Consider the following 19045-nt stretch of genomic DNA (forward strand, 5'->3'; position numbering starts at 1 on the left):
GCTTCGTCATGTGCCGATGCGCAGCGCCGAGGGCGTGCGCGTGGCGTCCTGGCCGTCATCGCGCACGATCCGGCGGTACGCGGCGGCCACCAGCAGGCCGACGAAGCGCAGCAGGCGGCGCGGGGCGTTGACGTCTTCGGTCACGGAAAAGCGCGCGGGCGTACCGTCCACCGTCTCGCCGGAGAGCCAGAAGCGCACGCCCGCCGGCACGTCGATCGACTGCCCCGGCCTGAGCCAGATGTCCTGCCGCTGATGCTCCTGCGTGACCCACAACAACCCGGCCTGTGCGGCGATGGTCTGGGCCCGCGCCGATCGCCAGCTTACCGGCACGCCCTGCCGGTCAAGTTCGAAGATCCTGATTTCGCGCATGATGGAGACTCCTGTGCCGGGGGTTCGTGGTGGATTGTTATGGCACTGCAGATCGGCACGACTCCATCTTGCGCGGCAGGGTGGGGATTGGACATGAACAGTTGCGAACAGTTTGACAGGACTGTTCAGCATCTTTCTCGAACAGTTCCGTGCGACGACAGACAGAACTGCATTTGGATATGTCAATCCGTTCGTTCTGTGCGCGGCGGCGGCTGGCTAGCATGGGCCATTGCCCTATTTGCCGGAGCCGCCCATGCCGCACGACCCCAGCGAGAACCACGACAGCGCCATCGACACAACGTTCGGAACCCTGCGGGTGCGCCGGGTGGCCGGACATATCGGCGGCGAGGTGCTTGACGTCAAGCTGGGCGCGGACCTGCCCGAAGACACGTTCGCCAGCCTGTACGCCGCCCTGCTCAAGTACAAGGTGTTGTTCTTTCGCGACCAGCGGCATCTGGACGACGAGCAGCACCAGGCGTTCGGCAAGCGTTTTGGCCGCATCGTCGCGCACCCGACGGTGCCCGCGCCGACCGGCACGCAGCTGTTCGAACTCGATGCTTCAAAGGGCGGCGGCCGGGCCGATTCCTGGCACACCGACGTGACGTTTCTCGATGCGTTTCCGAAGGTGTCGATCCTGCGGGCCGTGACGATTCCGGCCTACGGCGGCGACACGGTGTGGGCCAACACCGCGCGCGCCTACGAACAGCTGCCCGACACGCTCAAGCAGCTCGCCGAGCAGCTCTGGGCCGTCCATACCAACGACTACGACTACGGTGCCGAACGCACGCAGATCAACGAGGCGCGCCTGCGGCATCACCGCGACGTATTCACCGCCGCCGTGTACGAGGCGTCGCATCCGGTTGTGCATGTCCATCCCGAGACGAGCGAACGCGCCCTGCTGCTGGGCCATTTCGTCAAACGCTTTGCCGGCGTGTCGGGCAGCGAGTCTGCGCGGCTGTTCGAGCTGCTGCAGCAGCGCGTGACGCGGCTGGAGAACACCGTGCGCTGGCAATGGCGGCAGGACGACGTCGCCATCTGGGACAACCGTGCCACGCAGCACTACGCCATCAACGATTACGGCAACCAGCCGCGCGTGGTGCGCCGCGTGACGGTGCACGGCGACACGGCCATCTCCGTGGACGGCACACGCAGCACGCAACTGCGCCGCCCCGAGGCTACCAACGATGCGCACATCGACGCACTGGTGGCCGCCGCGCACTGAGTTCAGCCGGCCGCCTGCTGCACCAGCCGGTGGTAGAAGCGGATCAGCTCCACCAGGTTGGCCTCGGTGATGCGTTCGTTGGTGCCATGAAAGCGCGGCAGGTCTTCGGGCCGCGCGCGCACCGGCGAAAAGCGATACACATGGTCGGCAATCCCGGTCATGTGGCGCGAATCCGTGGCACCGATCATCAGGCCCGGCGCCACCACCGTGCCCGGAAACAGCTCACGCACCGTCTTGTTGATCAACTGATACGACGCCGACTGCGTGGGCGACACGGGCGACGCCTCGCTTGAGCCGGGCAGCTTGCTCAGTTCGAACTTGCCCTGCGGCGCGGCGGTCTTGGCGGCGTCTTCCACGTGCGCGGTGACGGACGCAATGGTGTCGCCGGGCAGCAGGCGGAAATTGACCGTGGCCTCGGCGCGGCCCGGCAGGACGTTGTCTTTGTTGCCGGCCTGCACGATGGTCAGCGCTGTGGTGGTGCGCAGCATGGCGTTGGAGCTGCCGGACGCTTCCAGCTGCTTCTGCACCATCGGCCCGAACAGCCACAGGTTCGACAGCGCGACGCGGCTGAAACCGTGCATTTCGGGTGCCAGCGTGGCAAACATCTCCTGCGCAACGCCGCGGATGCCGGCGGGCAGCTGATCGTCGTCCAGCCGCTTGAGCGTGGCGCTCATCATGGCGATGGCGCTCTGGCCGGGCGGCGGCGGCATCGACGAATGCCCCGGCGTTGCCGCCACCTTCAGCTGCACCGAGAGAAAACCCTTTTCCGCCACCCCGATCAGCGCGGCCGGCTTGGTCAGGCCCGGCAGCACGCCCTCGGTAATCAGCAGCCCTTCGTCGATCACGAAATCGAGCCGCTCGCCACGCGACTTGAGCAGCGCGGCGATCTGCCGGGCGCCGCGGTCGCCGCCCACTTCCTCGTCGGCGCCAAAGGCCAGGTGGATGGTGCGGCGCGGCTGGAAACCGCCGGCGGCCAGCAGCTCGATGGCTTCCATCTGCGAGATCAGGTTGCCCTTGTCGTCCCACGCGCCGCGGCCCCAGACCATGCCGTCCTTCACCACGCCGGCAAAGGGCGGCTCCGTCCAGTCGCCCTCGGTGCCGGGGGCGATGGGCACGACGTCCTGGTGCGCCATCAGCATGATGGGCTTCAACGACGGGTCGGAGCCCTTCCACGTGTAAAGCAAGGCGAAATCGCCCACGAGTTCGCGCTGGAGCACTGCGTGGGCCCTGGGGTAACGCGCCTGCAGCATGGCGTGCAGCTGGCGGAACTGGTCGGCGTTCAACTGCGCGTCGGTGACGCTGGAGACCGTGCGGGCGCGCACGGCTTCGGCCAGGTGCGCCGCTGCCGCAGCACCGTCCACCGCCACCGGCGTCACGGGCGGCACATCGAGCTGGCGCGAGCCGTGCCGCCACGTATTGACGGCCACGCACAGCGCCAGCACGACCACCACCGCAACCACCGCCAACAGCAGCCGCCCGACCACTGCGCCGCGACGCTTCGTCCATGCATTCATTGGGAATCCGCTCCTCATGGTGAACTGCCCTGCGGGCCTCTTCGCACCGCCTCCGGATGACAAGTATCACTGCAACCCGGTGCAGTGGCCATCACGCCGAGGGGCGGGTTTCCCAGGGTTACAATGCAGCGAACACTTGTGAACAGTCTTGCCGATGTGTTCGGCAGCTTCCGGCAACCCTCCCCCGCCATGAAACTCCAGATCGACGCCACCACCGGCGTGCCCATCGCCGACCAGATCGTGGCCGGCGTGCAGGCGTGGATCCGCGACAACGACGTCCGGCCCGGCGCCAGGCTGCCGTCCATCCGGCACATGGCGGCAGAGTACGGCATCAGCCGCTTCCCGGTGATCGAAGCGTATGACCGGCTCGTGTCGCTGGGCCTGCTGGACTCGCGCCACGGCTCGGGCTTCTACGTGGCCGAAAGCGGGCTGACCGGGCGCGACGGACGCGGCTGGTCAGACCCGCGCCGCGCGGAGGCCGAGTCCAAGCACATCTTCGAGCAGTTCAGCTATCCCGACGGCATGCTCAAGCTCGGCGGTGGTTTCGTGCCGGCCGACTGGCGCGACGTCGATGGCCTCACGCAGGCCATCCGCCAGGTCTCGCGCACGGATACGCACGCCGTCATCGACTACTCCACGCCGCTTGGCAACACCACGCTACGCCACCAGGTCATGATGCGTGCGCGTCAGCTCGGCATCCACGCCGAGCCCGCCAATGTGCTCATCACCGCGGGCACGAGCCAGGCCATCGACCTCGTCATCCGCCACATGCTCAAGCCCGGGGACACCGTCTTCGTGGAAGACCCCGGCTACTACACCGTGTTCGGCCTGCTGCGGCTGCTGGGCGTGAAGCTGGTCGGCATTCCGCGCAAGGCCGACGGGCCGGACGTCGAGGTGGCCGAAGCCATGCTGCGCGAGCATCGCCCCAAGCTGTTCTTCATCAACAGCGTGCTGCAGAACCCCACCGGTTCCACGGTGTCGCCGCCGGTGGCATTCCGGCTGCTGGAACTCGCGCGGCGCCACGGCTTCGTGTTCCTGGAAGACGACATCTTTGCCGACCTGCAGGCCGAGCCGACCGCCCGCCTCGCCACGCTGGACCAGATGGAGCACGTGATCTACGTGGGCGGTTTTTCCAAGACCGTGTCGGCGTCATTGCCGGTCGGCTACCTGATCGCCAAGCGCGAGCTGGTGCACGACCTGACCAACGTGAAGATGCTCACCAGCGTAGGCGGTTCGCGCTTTGCCGAAGCCGTGGTCGCCACGCTGCTGGAGCGAGGCGCGTATCGCAAGTACGTCGAACGGCTGCGCCAGCGCGCGGGGGATTCGGTCATCGCCTCGCTCGATGCGCTGGCCGACGCGGGCTGGGAGGTGTTTCACCATCCGTCGGGCGGCAACTTCCTGTGGGCGCGCGTGCCGCATGTCGACGATTCGCGCGACCTTGCCGCCATGGCGGAAAAGCACGGTGTGACGCTCGCCCCCGGCCACTACTTCCGGCCCAACATGGAGGTGTCGCCGTGGGTGCGCATCAACAGCGCGTATGCCACCGAACCGCGCGCGCTTGCCTTCCTGCGGGAGGCCGGCAAACGGGCGACGCGCAAGCGCCCCTGAATACGCGCGGGCATGACCGTTGCGGCACGGTAGCCGTCCGCCGTCCACTCAGGAGCCCCGTCATGCACTCCGACAAATTCCGCTCTGCCCGCCCGCCGCTGCCCGCAGACAGCACCTACGTCGCCGGCCCGGTACCGACGGACCCGGTGCAGCAGGCTTCACAGCGCATCCGCTCGGTCGATACGGCCGGCACCGAGGCGTCCGACAATACCGTGGATACCGACGGCAAGAGCCTGGAAGCCGCCAAGGACCCATCGCAGTGGCAAGACAACGTCATCTATTCGAACGCGTCGCTCACCAATGCCCACCCGGACGACCCCGACTCGCCCATTGCCGGCATCGACAGCCGGCCCAGTCAGGGGCAGCCGACCGTGGCTGCGGCGGCCGGACACAAGGTCGTGCACAAGGGCGTCGTCGACGAGACGGTGCGCAATGGCACGCGCGCCGCGCGGCGTTTCTCGCTGGAAGACGATGAGGGGGAGCCCCGATCGGAATGACAGCGCCGGCGTGAAGGCGACGATCTGCGGCGGCCACGCAGGGGCGCCTGGCCGTGTGAAAACAAAAAAGGCAGCCGGACCAGGGCTGCCGAAGGAGACACCACCGCGCTCAGTGCGCGACAGCGTTGAAATTGGGCGGCCGCCGATCGACGAACGCCCGGAACGCCTCATGCGCCTCGGGCGATTTCAGGCGCCGCGCAAAGCAGGCGCTCTCCGCGTCCATCTGCTGCTTGAGCAGCTCGGCGTTGCGCATCAGGCGCTTGGTTTCGGTGAGTGCGCCCAGCGGCTGGCGCGCCAGTCGCTCGGCAATCGCCCTCGCCTCGGTGCCGAGCTGGTATAGCGGCACCACGCGGTTGGCCAGGCCCCACGCAAGCGCCGACTGCGCGCTCACCGCATCGCCCAGGGCGAACATCTCGAATGCGCGCACATGACCAAGGCGCGCCGGCATCAGCAGGCTCGATGCAGCCTCCGGCACCAGCGCCAGGTTGACGAACGGCGTGGAGAGCTGCGCGTCGTCGGCCAGCAGCACGAAGTCGCAATGCAGCAGCATCGTTGTGCCGATGCCCACCGCACGCCCCTGCACCGCCGCCACCAGCGGGCGCGTGGCGCGCGCAAGCGCATGCAGAAAGCGGATGACGTTGCGCTCACCGCTGCCGCTGCCGGCGGACACGGCAATCGAAGCAAACTCGCCGATGTCGTTGCCGGCCGAGAACATGTCGCCCTCGGCGCGCAGCAGCACCACGCGGACGGCGCTGTTGTGCTCGGCCGCCTCCAGCGCGTCGGCCAGCGCCCCGTACATCGCATCGGTGATGGCGTTCTTCTTGTCGGCGCGGGCCAGGGTGAGGGTCAAGATGCCATCGGCGTGCTGCCGCTGGATGTGTTCGGTCATTGCTCGTCTCCGGTGGGGAACTTGGTTTGCAGGCTGGCGAGCCAGCGGGCGACAACGTCGATCTCGGCGTCGGTAAAACCTTCGGTCAGGCGCGCGTTCAGTTCGGTCAGGCCCTTGCGCGTTTCGACGAGTGCGGCGCGGCCGGCCGGCGTGAGCCAGAGCTGCCACGCGCGGCCGTCCCTGGCGTCGGGGCGGCGCTCGATGAGGCCGGCGTCGGCGGTGCGGTCCACGAGGCCGCTCATGGCGGAAGGGCCGAGGTCCAGCGCGGCACCGGCTTCGCGCATCAGCGCTCCGTCGTTCTTCTCCAGGAAGAACAGCAGGCCGGACTGGGCAGCGGTCACGCCCTCGCCGGTGCGCGTCTGGATCCAGCGCTGCAGGCGGCGCTGCCCGACGTTGATGAGATAGACGAGGCGGCGATCGGGTGCGGTCATGCGGCTTGCACCTCAGCGCGATGTGCTGCGGCGCGCTCGCTCAGCCAGTCCGCCAGGCCGGGCCAGAGCGTGGCGGAAAACTGCGGGCGGAAGAAGCCCATGTGCCCGACCGGCCCGCCGGCCTGCGCAGGCGCGATCTGCCGGCGCTCGACCCGGGTGTTCGTGAAGTGCATCGTGAGCGCATGGATGGCGGCGGGCGTGGCCCAGGGGTCGTCGTCAAAGCCGTAGACGAGCACTGGATGCGTGACGCGGTTGAAGCGCCCGATGGCGCCGAGCGTCGGGTCGTCGAAGAAATAGCGCGGCATGCTGGCCCAGGCGCCCCACTCGATCGCCACGCCACCCGGGAGGTCTTCGCCCAGGCCCAGGCGCTTGCCGGGCACATAGCCGATCAGCCGGGCAAACAGCGGGCCCACGCCGCGCAGGATGAGCTCGACACGCCAGCGCTCCGCCCGGCTGCGGATGAAGCGCGAGTTGCCCGTATGCGAGGCCACCTGCACAACGCCGGCGACGTCCCAATCCGCACAGCACAGGCCGATGGCGTGGCCGCCGACCGAATGCCCGATCGCCAGTTGCGGCAGCTGCGGATACCGCGCCCGCGCCCAGCGCATCACGCCGTCTGCGTCGAGCAACGCCCAGTCGCGCATGCGGGCGGCAAAGCGACGCAGGCTGCTGGGCCGCGACGCGCCGATGCCTCGGTAGTCGTACGTGATGGCGTGAAAGCCGCGCGATGCCAGGAACGTGGCGAACGCCTGGTAGATGCGCTGCGGCACACCGGTGGCCGGGTGCATGACCACCACGCCCTGCGGTGTTCCGGCCGCCTGCCAGAGCATGGCGCCGAGCGGGTAGCCGTCTCCGGCGGGAATGGTGTGCGGCGTGCCGTCCATCGGATCGATTATTTCGTATGCGAAGTTTTTACTTTGTATGCGAAGTAAATGCCGCCGTCAACCTTCAAACAATGAAGTCCTTGCTTAACTATCCGGGGCCACTATAGTTAACAACATGCTTAACCATGACACTTCTCTCGATCTCGCCTTCCAGGCGCTGGCCGATGGCAACCGGCGCGCGATGCTGGTGCAGCTCGTGCGCGGGCCGGCTTCCGTGAGCGAGCTGGCCGAGCCGCTCGACATCTCGCTGCCGGCCGTGATGCAACACCTGGCGGTGCTGGAAAACTCCGGTCTCGTGCGATCGGAAAAGGTGGGCCGCGTGCGCACGTGCCGTATCGAACCCGGGGCGCTGAGCCTCGCTGAGCAGTGGATCAACCAACGACGCCTGGAGTGGGAGCAGCACTTCGACCGCCTGGGCGCTTACCTCGAAACACTCAAGACCCAAGGAGACACGCATGACGACGACCGTTGACCAGCCCGCAGGCACTGCGCTGCCCCCACTCGTGATGTCGCGCACCTTCCCCGTCTCGCGCGACTGGGTCTTCCAGGCCTGGAGCACCGCTGAACACATCAAGCGCTGGTTCTGCCCGATGCATTTCACGGTGCCCGATGCGACGGTCGAGTTTCGCGTGGGCGGCAAGTTTGACGTGTGCATGCGCTCGCCCGAAGGGCAAGACCACTGGTCGCGCGGGCACTTCCTGGAGATCGCGCCCAACGCGCGCCTGGTCATCGACATGAACGTGGTGGACGCCGACAACCGCCCGCTGATGAACGCCCACACCGTCGTCACGTTTGCCGAAGACTGCGGCGGCACGCGCATGGAGGTCACGCAGACCCACACGCCGCTGGCTCCGATTGCCGAGATGATGATCAAGGGTGCGTCCGAAGGCTGGAAGCAGACGCTGGACAAGCTGGAGCGCGAAGCCGCGCGCGTGCCGTTGGCCGATGGCGTCCAGCGCTCGGTCGTGCATGCGACGTTCACCGTGGAGCGCACGTATGACGCACCGCGCTCGCGCGTCTTCAAGGCGCTCACCGACCCGTCGGCCAAGGCCAAATGGTTTGCCGGCGGCAACGGCTACACGCAGCTCGTGCGCGAAATGGACGCCCGCCCCGGCGGCCGCGAAGTGCTCAAGGGCCGGTGGGACAGCGGTGTGGTGTCCAGCTTCGAGGCCACGTACCACGACGTCATTCCGGACGAGCGCGTCGTCTACTCGTACGTGATGCACCTGGACGATCGCAAGATCTCCGCCTCACTCGCCACGCTCGAGCTGAAGCCCGCCAACGATGGCGCTGGCACACGCCTCGTCATGACCGAGCAAGGCGCCTTCCTCGACGGCTACGACGATGCCGGATCGCGCGAGCGCGGCACGCAGTTCCTGCTCGACATGCTGGGCAATTCGCTCAAGGACTGAGCCTCTGCAATACGTCGCCCGCGATCACCGCCAACGTGAAGGCCGCGCCCACGATCAGCACCGCCGCCCATAGCACGCCGCCCAGGTGCGCCAGAAGCGCCTGGCGCGGCGTCATTTTGCATACTGCGCGAGGCCATGGCCGAACGACCAGTTCTCGGGCAGCACCTCCACGAGGTTGATGAAGACGTCTTCGGGCCGTATGCCAGGCTTGTCGCCCAGCAGCTCGACGATGCGGCGATAGAGCGCCTGCTTCTGCTCAAGATTGCGCGTGTTGTTGGCGGTGATCTGGAGGATCACAACGTCGTCGCTGCGCGCGATGCCGAAGTACGTTGGGCTGACGCTGAAGGTGCTGGCGTCGTGCTCGGTGAGCGTCATGAAGCGGTCGTCCTCCGGCACGTTGAACGTCTCCCGCATCGCGCGATAGACGCCGTCGAAAATGGCCTGGTGATACGCGGCAGGCTTGCCCCGCCGCAACGACACTTGAACGAGAGGCATGGTGGGCTCCGGGGTGAGGATGCGCACAGCATGCTCCGAATTGTTCATTTCAAAAAGCCATCCTAAGATATTTCAGTCATTGCAGTTCTTAATGATTGAACGATGAAGATGCTCGATCTGGAGGCCGTGCAGGCCTTCGTGCTGACGGCCGACCTGAAGAGCTTCACCCGCGCCGCGGAGGCCATGGACTCCACACAATCGGCCGTGAGCTTGAAGATCAAGCGGCTGGAGGATGCGCTCGGCCGTCGCCTGCTGGAGCGCACGCCACGCGTGGTGCGGCTCTCGCAGGATGGGGCTGCCTTCCTGGGCGCGGCGCGCGAGCTCGTCGCAGCGCACGAAGGCGCGCTTGGGGCGTTTGGAGTGGAACGGCGGCGGCTGTCGGTCGGTATCAGCCACCACATCGTTGGCGCGGAGCTGCCGCGCCTGCTGCGCCAGATGGGGTTGGCCGAACCGTCGCTGACGCTGGAGATCCGCATTGCCAGCTCCTGGGAGATCCTCGAGACCTTCGACAACGGCGGCCTGGACGCCGCGATCGTGCTGCGCCACGACAATCGGCGCACCGACGGCGATGTGCTCATGGAAGAGCCGTTCGGCTGGATGGCCGCGCCAGACTTCACGCGGCATGCCGGCGAGCCGATCCGGCTCGCCATGCAGTCGGAATCCTGCCGCGTGCGCCAGATGGCGGTGGCCGCGCTCGATCAGGCAGGCATTGCGTGGCAGGAGGTGTTCATCGGCGGCGGGGTCGCCACCGTGGGGGCCGCCGCTGCGGCGGGCCTGGCCGTCGCGGCGCTGAGCCGCCGGGTGGCGCCGCCCGGCACCGTCGACATGACGGGGCCGCTGGGCTTGCCGCCGCTGCCTGCGCGCAGCGTGGTGCTGCATTCGCGGCTGGCCGACACGGTCGCGACCAAGGCGCTGCGCACGTTTGCCTCCGCGCTGCGCGCCACGGCGGCGCGCTGAGCGTTACTGCTTCTGCACCGCCACGCTGCCGATCGAATAGCCCGCGCCAAACGAGCAGATCATGCCCAGGTCGCCCGTCTTCAAGTCGGCGCGATGACGGTGGAACGCAATGATCGAGCCGGCCGATGCCGTGTTGGCGAATTCATCCAGAATGACCGGCGCCTCGTCGGCCGAGGCATCGTGCCCAAGCAGGCGCTTGCCGATCAGCTGGTTCATCGCCAAGTTGGCCTGATGCAGCCAGAAGCGCCGCACATCCGCGGGCGCATGGCCGAGCGCCTGCAGATGCGCGGCGATGTGCTCGGCCGCCATCGGGCAGACTTCCTTGAAGACCTTGCGGCCCTCCTGGCGGAAGAGCTGGTCGCGGTCGTCGGGGTTGCGGTCTTCGCTGCGTGAGAGGTAGCCGGCGTTGTTGCGGATGTTGTTGGAAAAGCGCGTCGCGCACTGGGTGCCGAGCACACGCCAGGCGTCGGTGGAGCGCGTCTCCTGGGCGCGTTCCACCAGCACGGCCGTGCAGACATCGCCAAAGATGAAATGGCAATCGCGGTCTTTCCAGTCGAGGTGGCCGGAGGTGATCTCGGGGCTCACGACCAGCGCCGCGCGGGCCGTGCCGCTGCGCACCGCGTTGATCGCCTGCTCCAGCCCGAACGTGGCCGACGAACACGCGACGTTCATGTCGAACGCATAGCCGCCCGCGCCAATGCCGTTCTGGATTTCCACGCCCAATGCCGGATACGGCCGCTGGAAGTTCGACGTTGCGCAGATCAGCATGTCGACGTCGGCAGCGTCGCGCCCGGCAGCGGCCAGCGCCTCGCGGGCGGCGGCCACGCCAATTTCTGCCTGCAGCGACAGCACGTCGTCCGGGCGTGGAGCGAGCTTCGGGCGCATGCGCGCCGGGTCCAGCACGCCGGTCTTTTCCACCACGTAGCGCTGGCGGATGCCCGAGGCCTTCTCGATGAATTCGGCGGACGAAGGTTGCAGCGGCGCCAGCTCTCCTGCTGCAATCGCCGCGGCATGCGCGTCGTTGTAGCGCTGCGCGTATGCATTGAACGAGGCGACCAGCTCCTCGTTGGTGATGACCTCCGGCGCAACCCAGAGCCCCGTCCCGCTGATGACAACGTCGTGCATACCCGCTTTTTGTGAAATTTTGGTGGCGGCGACGATAGCACATCGGACCTGCGCGGCGGCCGGTCGCGTCTGGTCGTTTACATCTAACGCCGGGCGCTGCCCTGCCCGTCTCAGTTCAGGCCGTCGGACTATTCATTTTATGCATTACCGGTCATTCAAAGAATAAATTTCAAAAATAGTGCGGGGGCCGCTAATCTGGATCCCCTTCGGTTTTGGCAGACGGCGATGGCGGAGCTCTATCTCGTACGGCATGGACAGGCGTCCTTCGGCGCGGCCGATTATGACCAGCTTTCCGAGCTCGGCCACCAGCAGAGCGTCTGGCTCGGCGAGTACTTCGCGCGGCACGACATCGTATTCGACCGCATCGTCTGCGGGACGCTGCGCCGTCACGAGCAGACCGTCGACGGCATCCTGCGCGGCATGGGCGCGGCCGGCACGGCGTACGAGCAGCATGCCGGCCTGAACGAATACGACTTCCAAGGGCTGTTTGCCGCACTGGGCGAGGACTTTCCCGAGCTGACGAAGCTCGCTTCGGGGTCGATGCGCGACCATTACCGCGCGCTCAAGCAGGTGCTGCATCTGTGGTCGGACGACAAGATCCGCGGGCCGCTGCCCGAGACATGGGCCGCATTCCAGCAGCGCGTGGCCGACGCGCGGGCCGCCATCCAGCGCGGCAGCGGGCAGCGCGTGCTTGCCGTCAGCTCGGGCGGCCCGATTGCCGTGATGGCACAGCAGGTCCTGCAAGCGCCGCCTACGAGCGCCATCGCGCTCAACCTGCAGATCCGCAACAGCAGCGTCTCTCAGTACTTCTTCAATGCGGAATCGTTCCAGCTTGCCACGTTCAACGGCATTCCGCACCTGGACGACCCGCAGCGGCGCGCTTTCCACACTTACGGCTGAACACCTGAACGGCGGCCGACCCGACCACCATTGGAGGAGCACAACATGAGCACCAGCCTGTTCGATCTGACCGGAAAAATCGCGCTCGTCACCGGCGCGAGCCGCGGCATTGGCGAAGAAATCGCCAAGCTGCTCGCCCAGCAAGGCGCCTACGTGATCGTCTCGAGCCGCAAGCTGGCCGACTGCGAGGCCGTGGCCGAGGGCATCCGCGCATCGGGCGGCAAGGCCGAAGCGCTGGCCTGCCACGTCGGGCGCATGGAAGACATCGAGGCGGCCTTCGCGCAGATTCGCAACACGCACGGCCGGCTCGACATCCTGGTCAACAACGCGGCGGCCAACCCCTACTTTGGCCACATTCTCGACACCGACCTCGCGGCCTACGAAAAAACCGTGGAGGTCAACGTGCGCGGCTATTTCTTCATGTCGGTCGAGGCCGGCAAGATGATGCGCGCGCAGGGCGGCGGTGCGATCGTCAACACGGCGTCGGTCAACGCGCTGCGGCCGGGTGACAAGCAAGGCATCTACTCCATCACCAAGGCGGCGGTCGTCAACATGACACGCGCCTTCGCCAAGGAATGCGGGCCGCTGGGCATCCGCGTCAACGCGCTGCTGCCGGGCCTGACCAAGACCAAGTTTGCCGGTGCTCTGTTCGAAGACAAGGCCACGTACGAACGCTGGATCAACGAGATCCCGCTGCGCCGCCATGCCGAGCCCCGCGAGATGGCCGGCACGGTGCTGTATCTCGTCTCCGACGCGGCGAGCTACACCAACGGCGAATGCATCGTCGTCGATGGCGGCATGACGGTCTAAGATGCACGGATTGCACGTGCACCAGGACGCCGCACCATGAATACCGCCATCCAGCGCGCCGACTTCGGCCGCGTGTCCGTCTTCTTTGGCGAGAAGCGCGGGAAGTATCCCGACGGCAACCAGGTCGTCATCCGGGGTGCGGACACACTGGCGGCCTTCGACACGCCGATCGTCTCCAACCACATCGGCCCGGAGTTCGACGCGACGGAACTGGTGGTGATGGGCCACGCGCATGAAGACCACATGGCGGGCCTGCATCGCCTTCCGCACGCCAGCGTGCATGTGAACGAAGCCGACCTGGCTGCAGTGCGCAGCTGGGCGGGCATGGTCGCCCACTACGGCATCGACGAGGCACAGGCCCCGGCGATGCTGGCGAACATCCAGCGGGATTTCTTCTACGCGCCGCGCCCCGATGCACAAGGCTACACAGATGGCGCCACGTGGGGCCTGGGCCGCGCGCAGATCCGCGCGTACCACATGCCGGGGCACACTGCCGGCCATACCGTCCTGGTGGTCGAGCCGGAAGGCGTGGCCTTTATCGGCGACATCGACCTGACCGGCTTCGGCCCTTATTACGGCGATGCCTGCTCCAGCCTGCGCGATTTCCGCCGCAGCCTGGAGCGGCTGCCCGACATTCGGGCCAAGGTGTGGGTGACGTCGCACCACCGCGGCATCTACACCGACCGCGACCATTTCCTGCGCGACCTCGCCGCCTACACCGCCAAGCTCGATGAACGTGAACAGCGCTTGCTGGCGATGCTGCATTCGTCTCCGAAAACATTGGGGCAACTGGTCGAGCAGCGCCTGCTGTATCCGCCGGGCCACGAGGCCCTGTGGGTGGTGAGCGCCGAGACGCGCACGATCTCGCAGCACTTGGCCGAGCTCGGGCGCGATGGCCGCGTGCGGATGGATGACGAGGGGCGCTATCACGCCAATTGAGGGCCCCGATTGCAGGGGCGCGGCACGCGTGCAACGCATCCTTGCAATCCGCGGGTAACTGTATATATTTACAGTAACTGTAAATTTGTACAGCCCATCATGGACGACCTGATCCGCATCGAAAACGAGTATGACCGCCAGACCGTGGCATGGCTGCGTGAGCGCCTGGGCGATCAAGCCTTGTGCGAAGTCGTGATGCGCATGGGCGGGCGCGGGCGGCCGTATGCGTCGGAGGTGTGCCGCACGCTGAGCCTGACGCCGCCGCCGCGCAAACGCGCAACGCGTGCGCGGCCGCTCAACCGGGCCGTGGGCGAGTCGTATCTCGCGACCATCCGCGCCATCCTGGGCGGGTCAAACCGCCACGCGGCAGTCTAGGCGGCCAGCGTCGCCGCTGTTTCCTCGCGCAGCCACGCCAGCCAGGCGCCGGCAGCGCTGTCGGGAGCAATCGGTGCGTCTGCCAGCAGGCAATATGCGGAACCGTCCCGCCGGAACCCCTGGGGCGCCACGAGGCGGCCGTCCTTGAGGTCGTCGCCGGCCATCAGCTTGGACGCGATCGCAACGCCCTGCCCAGCCAGGGCCGCCTGCAGACTCAGGTAGAAGTGTTCATAGCGCGCCTCGGGCAAGCGGCCGCGTGGGCGCGCGAGCCCGCTGACGCGCCACCAGGTCTGCCAGGCGTCGGGGCGCGTAGCGGTATGCAGCAGACGCCGTCGCGCCACGGTGTCGGTTGACGGCGCGTGCACGGGGCCGATCCATTCGTCGCAGATCGGTGCTGCGTGCACATGCGCGGGCCACGCGAAATCGTTGCGGCGCACCGCCACGTCGACGCCGGTGCGCTTGAAATCAATGGGACCGCCGGCGGCAAACAGATGCACCTGCACGTGCGGGTGCCGTGCCTGGAAGCGCGACAGACGGGGGATCAGCCAGCGCATCGCCAGCGTCGGCTCGCAGGAAACCACCAGCGTGGAAGACGCCGCGCGGCGCGCGATCCGGTCGATGCTATCCGTGAGAATCGAGAACGCATCGGCAGCCGCCGCGCGCAACTGCTCGCCGGCCGGCGTAAGGAAGACGGCACGGTTGCGCCGCGCGAACAGCGCCACGCCCAGCGAGTCTTCCAGAAGCCGTATCTGGCGGCTGACAGCTCCATGCGTGACATGCAGTTCCTGCGCGGCACGTACAAAGCTGCCATGCCGCGCGGCGGCTTCGAACACACGCAAGGTATTGAGCGGCGGAAGTGCCATCTGTGAGTTTTCATCACTGAAATACGGCATCATAAATCGATTTTCAGCGATCACCGGCGCGGCCAGAATCTGCGCATCCCGACTCTGCGCAGGCTGCCCAACATGGCCGAACTCGTTGCCGTTGCCGTCATCACACTTCTGGCCGTCATCAGCCCGGGCGCCGACTTCGCCATGGTCACGCGCAACAGCCTGCTGTACGGCCGCCGTGCCGGCGTGCTGTGCGCGCTTGGCATTGCGCTCGGCGTGCAGGTGCACGTGTTCTATACGATGTTCGGTGTGGGGCTGCTGATTGCCCATGCGCCGGCACTGCTCCATGGCATCAAGCTGGTGGGCGCCGCCTATCTGGTGTGGATCGGCTGGAAGACGCTGTCTGCCACGGCACCCTTGCCCGGCGAAAATTCAGCCGGGCCTGCGGCGCCTCGTGCGCTATCCACTGTGGCGGCCCTGCGCCTGGGCTTTTTCACCAACGCGCTGAACCCCAAAACGACGCTCTTCGTCGTCAGCACATACACGCAGTTGGTTCACCCAGGCACGCCGCTGGCCGCGCAGTTCGGCTATGGGCTGTTCATGTCGACGGCGCATGCGGCGTGGTTTGCGCTGGTCGCTACGGTGTTTGCCTCTGGCGCGTTGCGGCGCTCCCTCGTGGCACGGCAGCGGACCGTGGATCGCATCATCGGCATGATCCTCATCGGGCTCGGGTTGGCGCTTGGCCTCGCGCGGCTCGCCTGACGCCGCACCCAGCGTGGGCGCATTGCGACGCCCACTCCACCCGCTGCGCACGCCGCGATTGAGCCTGGCAGCCCGTTGCTCTACCTTGGAAAGACCAGCGATCGCTCGCCGCGCTCCGGCGCGCGGTCGCTTTCTGGTTGGCTTCCGCGGGGCGATTCATGCTGCATACGCTTTCCAGGCTGTGGTGGGTGCTCGCGCTGCGCGGCATGTGTGCGCTGCTGATCGGCGTTGGCGCGTTTGTCGTGCCGGCGGCCACGCTCGCGGCGCTGGTGCTGGCGTTTGGTGCGTATGCGCTGGTCGAAGGGTGTCTGCTGCTGGCCACGTCGTTTGGCAGCCACACACCATCGCATGACCGCTGGCCGCTGGTGCTGCAGGGGCTCCTTGGCGTGGCGGTCGGTGTGCTGACGCTGATCCACCCTGCCGTGACGGCGCTGGGCCTGTTGCTGTACATCGCCGCATGGCTGCTTGCGCACGGTGTACTGCAGATCGTCGTGGCAGTGCGCCTGCGTGAAGAACTCGCCGGCGAGTGGTGGCTGATCCTGGGCGGCATCGCGAGCGTGCTGCTGGCCGGCTGGCTGCTGTGGGGGCCCGAGGCCGGCGTGCTGGCCGTGTTGTGGTGGATCGGCGCATGGGCCATCGTGTGGGGCATCGCGCTGATCCTGGCCGCGCTGCGGGTGCGCAACTGGGGACGCAGCGGATCCGCACGGGCGTTTGCATGACGCCGCGCCCGTCATGTCTGCGCCCTTCCGAGACCGCCTTGACGCCGGCCGGCAATTGGCCGATGCACTGGCCTCGCTCAAGCTGGGCGAGCCGCGCGTCGTGCTGGCGCTGCCCCGTGGCGGCGTGCCCGTCGGCCACGCGATCGCGCGGGCCGTGCAAGCGGTGCTCGGCGTGCTGCTCGTGCGCAAACTCGGGGCGCCGTTGCAGCCGGAACTGGCGCTCGGGGCGCTGGCAGACTGCGGCGCCGGGATGCCGCCCCACGTGGAATGGAATACCGCCCTGCTCCGCACCCTCGCGCCGACGCAAGCGTACCTGGACGCCGTGACGACGCAGGAGCTGGCCGAGATGGAGCGCCGGCGCGCACGCTACGGCGTCACGCCGACGCCCTTGGCGGGCGCGACGGTCATCGTCACGGACGATGGCGTTGCCACCGGCGCGACGGTGCGCGCGGCGCTTGGCGCCGTACGGGTCGCACGCCCCGCACGGCTGGCGCTGGCCGTGCCGGTCGCGCCCGACACCACATGGCAAGCGCTGCGCGCCGAAGTCGATGACGGCGTTTGCCTGATCGCGGCGCCCGACCCGAGCTTTCAGGCCGTCGGCCAGTACTACCGCAATTTCGACCAGACCGAAGACAGTGAAGTGATCGCGCTGCTGGCCGATGCGCGGCAGCGCAACCACTGAGGTTCAGTGCGGATTCAGGCGGCCTGCAGGCGCTTGCGCTCGATGTCCGGCAGGAACACCGTCAGCAGGCCGATCAGCGGCAGGAACGAGCACAGGTGATAGACGTAGTAGATGTCAGTCGCATCGGCCAGCTTGCCGAGCACGGCCGCGCCAATGCCGCCCAGCCCGAACGCAAACCCGAAGAACAGGCCGGACACCATCCCCACCTTGCCCGGGATCAGCTCCTGCGCATACACGAGGATGGCCGAGAACGCCGAGGCCAGCACCAGCCCGATGATCACCGTCAGCACGGCCGTCCAGAACAGGTTGGCGTACGGCAGCAGCAGCGTGAACGGCGCCACACCCAGGATCGACACCCAGATCACCAGCTTGCGGCCGACGCGGTCGCCGATGGGGCCGCCCACGATCGTGCCCACCGCCACCGAGAACAGGAAGAGGAACAGGAACAGCTGCGACGTCTGCGCCGACAGCTGGAACTTGGTGATCAGGTAGAACGTGTAATAGCTGTTCAGGCTGGCGAGGTAGAAGTACTTGGAGAACAGCAGCACCACCAGCAGCGTCATCGCAAACGCCACCTGCCCGCCCGACAGCTTCACGGCCGCATGCGCGCGCGCACCCGCCTTGCGGCCATGGCCAGCCGCACGCTCGCGCTTGTACCAGCCGCCCACGTGGTACAGCACAAAGATGGCGACGAGCGCCGCAATCGAGAACCACGCCAGGCTGTGCTGCCCATACGGCATGATGATGAGCGCGGCCAGCAGCGGCCCCATCGCGCTGCCCACGTTGCCGCCCACCTGGAACAGCGACTGCGCCAGCCCGTGCCGCCCGCCCGACGCCATGCGCGCCACGCGCGACGACTCCGGGTGGAAGATCGACGAACCCGTGCCCACCAGCGCCGCCGCCAGCAGCAGCATCCCGAAGTTGGGCGCCATCGACATCAGCAGCAGCCCCACCAGCGTGAAGCCCATGCCCACCGCCAGCGAATACGGCTTCGGGTGCTTGTCGGTATACAGCCCGACCATCGGCTGCAGCAGCGATGCCGTGATCTGGTACACGAGCGTGATCAGACCGATATGGGCGAAGTCGAGCTGGAAGTTGCTCTTGAGCAGCGGATAGATCGCCAGGATCAACGACTGCATCATGTCGTTGAGGAAGTGCGCGAAGCTGATGGCGCCGATCACGCCAAAGCCGGTCTTGTCAGCCTGCGCGGAGGCGGCTGTGCCGTTTGCGGTGGTTTGCATGATGGATGTGCGGTGAAGAGTGGAAGCGAGACGGCAACGAGGCGTTGCGACCTCGAATCTTGCGCCTAAACGGTGCAGGCGCGTTACCGCACATTCGACAATGATTAGCGCGAACCGGACAATTTATTGTCGGAGCAGAAGCGTCAGGCCTGCGCACGCCGTCTGCTCCGCCAGCACACCGATCGCCCGTAAACCCGCGCCACGCTTGCCTCGGCAGACAGCCAGCCTGTTAGCCGTTTTCGCACACGGGGCTACTCCGTTCGGAGCATGGCCCGTCAGGAGACGCTTTCTATACTCGCCAGCATGGAGCGCTGCACGACGCGTCATGCGCCAGTGCCGACGCCAAGACGGAACCGCTGCGCACGCACATGCCCGCACGGGACT

23 protein-coding genes are annotated in these 19045 nt (G+C 67.1%); 13 read left to right on the forward strand and 10 right to left on the reverse strand.

Going from position 1 to position 19045, the window contains the following annotated elements:
- Window positions 1-6: 6 nt before the first annotated feature.
- A complete protein-coding gene (locus A6M56_RS06780; protein WP_045218601.1) occupies window positions 7-369 on the reverse strand; it encodes a DUF2917 domain-containing protein in 363 nt (120 codons plus the stop codon).
- Between the two features lie 253 nt (window positions 370-622).
- On the opposite strand from A6M56_RS06780, the gene A6M56_RS06785 reads away from it, so the two are divergent.
- Window positions 623-1591 (forward strand): TauD/TfdA dioxygenase family protein, encoded by a 969-nt coding sequence (locus tag A6M56_RS06785; RefSeq protein ID WP_062738120.1) that lies wholly within the window; start codon window positions 623-625, stop codon window positions 1589-1591.
- Window positions 1592-1593: 2 nt separating this feature from the next.
- Here A6M56_RS06785 and A6M56_RS06790 read toward each other — a convergent pair whose 3' ends face one another.
- Window positions 1594-3105, reverse strand: a complete 1512-nt coding sequence (locus tag A6M56_RS06790) for a M20 family peptidase (protein WP_062738119.1) — start codon at window positions 3103-3105, stop codon at window positions 1594-1596.
- Between the two features lie 189 nt (window positions 3106-3294).
- Between A6M56_RS06790 and A6M56_RS06795 the strand changes: the two genes are divergently transcribed.
- Together A6M56_RS06795 and A6M56_RS06800 are read left to right on the forward strand one after the other, a co-directional pair.
- Entirely contained in the window at window positions 3295-4713 is a 1419-nt protein-coding gene (locus A6M56_RS06795) for an aminotransferase-like domain-containing protein (RefSeq protein ID WP_045218610.1), read from the forward strand.
- Between the two features lie 62 nt (window positions 4714-4775).
- A complete protein-coding gene (locus A6M56_RS06800; protein ID WP_102079264.1) occupies window positions 4776-5210 on the forward strand; it encodes a DUF3005 domain-containing protein in 435 nt (144 codons plus the stop codon).
- A 109-nt stretch (window positions 5211-5319) separates the two neighbouring features.
- Here the strand turns inward: A6M56_RS06800 and A6M56_RS06805 are convergent, their stop codons facing one another.
- From A6M56_RS06805 to A6M56_RS06815, 3 genes are read right to left on the reverse strand one after another with little or no spacing between them, the layout of a single operon-like run.
- Window positions 5320-6099 carry an enoyl-CoA hydratase-related protein gene (locus A6M56_RS06805; RefSeq protein WP_045218614.1) on the reverse strand — a complete coding sequence of 260 codons (780 nt, stop codon included), beginning with the start codon at window positions 6097-6099 and terminating at the stop codon, window positions 5320-5322.
- A complete protein-coding gene (locus tag A6M56_RS06810) occupies window positions 6096-6530 on the reverse strand; it encodes a MarR family winged helix-turn-helix transcriptional regulator (RefSeq protein ID WP_045218616.1) in 435 nt (144 codons plus the stop codon). The genes A6M56_RS06805 and A6M56_RS06810 overlap by 4 nt, the downstream gene beginning before the upstream one ends.
- On the reverse strand, window positions 6527-7414 hold the full coding sequence (locus tag A6M56_RS06815) for an alpha/beta hydrolase family protein (RefSeq protein WP_062738117.1): 888 nt from the start codon (window positions 7412-7414) through the stop codon (window positions 6527-6529). Before A6M56_RS06815 ends, A6M56_RS06810 begins: the two co-directional genes overlap by 4 nt.
- A 115-nt stretch (window positions 7415-7529) precedes the next feature.
- On the opposite strand from A6M56_RS06815, the gene A6M56_RS06820 reads away from it, so the two are divergent.
- Window positions 7530-7886: an ArsR/SmtB family transcription factor gene (locus A6M56_RS06820; protein ID WP_045218620.1), complete on the forward strand. Its 357-nt coding sequence runs from the start codon at window positions 7530-7532 to the stop codon at window positions 7884-7886.
- Entirely contained in the window at window positions 7870-8826 is a 957-nt protein-coding gene (locus A6M56_RS06825; RefSeq protein WP_102079263.1) for an SRPBCC family protein, read from the forward strand. Before A6M56_RS06820 ends, A6M56_RS06825 begins: the two co-directional genes overlap by 17 nt.
- On the opposite strand, the gene A6M56_RS06830 is transcribed toward A6M56_RS06825, so the two are convergent.
- The gene (locus tag A6M56_RS06830; RefSeq protein ID WP_257983856.1) at window positions 8816-8941 is read right to left on the reverse strand and encodes a hypothetical protein; all 126 of its coding nucleotides are present in this window, start codon (window positions 8939-8941) and stop codon (window positions 8816-8818) included. The two genes, A6M56_RS06825 and A6M56_RS06830, sit on opposite strands and share 11 nt — an antisense overlap.
- Window positions 8938-9321: a tautomerase family protein gene (locus A6M56_RS06835; protein ID WP_045220282.1), complete on the reverse strand. Its 384-nt coding sequence runs from the start codon at window positions 9319-9321 to the stop codon at window positions 8938-8940. The genes A6M56_RS06830 and A6M56_RS06835 overlap by 4 nt, the downstream gene beginning before the upstream one ends.
- Before the next feature lie 102 nt (window positions 9322-9423).
- Between A6M56_RS06835 and A6M56_RS06840 the strand changes: the two genes are divergently transcribed.
- Window positions 9424-10278: a LysR family transcriptional regulator gene (locus A6M56_RS06840; protein ID WP_045218623.1), complete on the forward strand. Its 855-nt coding sequence runs from the start codon at window positions 9424-9426 to the stop codon at window positions 10276-10278.
- Between the two features lie 3 nt (window positions 10279-10281).
- On the opposite strand, the gene A6M56_RS06845 is transcribed toward A6M56_RS06840, so the two are convergent.
- Window positions 10282-11403 carry a beta-ketoacyl-ACP synthase III gene (locus A6M56_RS06845; protein WP_045218626.1) on the reverse strand — a complete coding sequence of 374 codons (1122 nt, stop codon included), beginning with the start codon at window positions 11401-11403 and terminating at the stop codon, window positions 10282-10284.
- Between the two features lie 225 nt (window positions 11404-11628).
- Between A6M56_RS06845 and A6M56_RS06850 the strand changes: the two genes are divergently transcribed.
- From A6M56_RS06850 to A6M56_RS06865, 4 genes are all read left to right on the forward strand, one after another.
- Entirely contained in the window at window positions 11629-12303 is a 675-nt protein-coding gene (locus tag A6M56_RS06850; protein ID WP_045218629.1) for a histidine phosphatase family protein, read from the forward strand.
- Between the two features lie 45 nt (window positions 12304-12348).
- Complete coding sequence (locus A6M56_RS06855) at window positions 12349-13113, forward strand: SDR family oxidoreductase (protein WP_045218631.1); 765 nt, start codon at window positions 12349-12351, stop codon at window positions 13111-13113.
- Window positions 13114-13149: 36 nt separating this feature from the next.
- Complete coding sequence (locus tag A6M56_RS06860) at window positions 13150-14052, forward strand: MBL fold metallo-hydrolase (protein ID WP_045218634.1); 903 nt, start codon at window positions 13150-13152, stop codon at window positions 14050-14052.
- A 99-nt stretch (window positions 14053-14151) separates the two neighbouring features.
- Entirely contained in the window at window positions 14152-14427 is a 276-nt protein-coding gene (locus A6M56_RS06865; RefSeq protein WP_045218635.1) for a CppA family protein, read from the forward strand.
- On the opposite strand, the gene A6M56_RS06870 is transcribed toward A6M56_RS06865, so the two are convergent.
- Window positions 14424-15290, reverse strand: coding sequence for a LysR substrate-binding domain-containing protein (locus A6M56_RS06870; protein WP_045220284.1), 867 nt, complete (start codon window positions 15288-15290; stop codon window positions 14424-14426). The genes A6M56_RS06865 and A6M56_RS06870 overlap by 4 nt on opposite strands.
- Before the next feature lie 102 nt (window positions 15291-15392).
- Between A6M56_RS06870 and A6M56_RS06875 the strand changes: the two genes are divergently transcribed.
- The 3 genes from A6M56_RS06875 to A6M56_RS06885 all read left to right on the forward strand — a co-directional run bounded on the left by A6M56_RS06875 (window position 15393) and on the right by A6M56_RS06885 (window position 17420).
- A complete protein-coding gene (locus A6M56_RS06875; protein ID WP_045218637.1) occupies window positions 15393-16019 on the forward strand; it encodes a LysE family transporter in 627 nt (208 codons plus the stop codon).
- A gap of 158 nt (window positions 16020-16177) precedes the next feature.
- Window positions 16178-16738: an HdeD family acid-resistance protein gene (locus A6M56_RS06880; protein ID WP_102079262.1), complete on the forward strand. Its 561-nt coding sequence runs from the start codon at window positions 16178-16180 to the stop codon at window positions 16736-16738.
- Window positions 16739-16751: 13 nt separating this feature from the next.
- On the forward strand, window positions 16752-17420 hold the full coding sequence (locus A6M56_RS06885; protein WP_045218641.1) for a phosphoribosyltransferase: 669 nt from the start codon (window positions 16752-16754) through the stop codon (window positions 17418-17420).
- 14 nt (window positions 17421-17434) lie between these two features.
- Here A6M56_RS06885 and A6M56_RS06890 read toward each other — a convergent pair whose 3' ends face one another.
- On the reverse strand, window positions 17435-18661 hold the full coding sequence (locus tag A6M56_RS06890) for an MFS transporter (protein ID WP_045218644.1): 1227 nt from the start codon (window positions 18659-18661) through the stop codon (window positions 17435-17437).
- Between the last annotated feature and the right edge of the window lie 384 nt (window positions 18662-19045).

It is taken from the genome of Ralstonia sp. RL, from assembly GCF_001683835.1.
GTDB classification, from domain to species: Bacteria; Pseudomonadota; Gammaproteobacteria; order Burkholderiales; family Burkholderiaceae; genus Ralstonia; species Ralstonia mannitolilytica.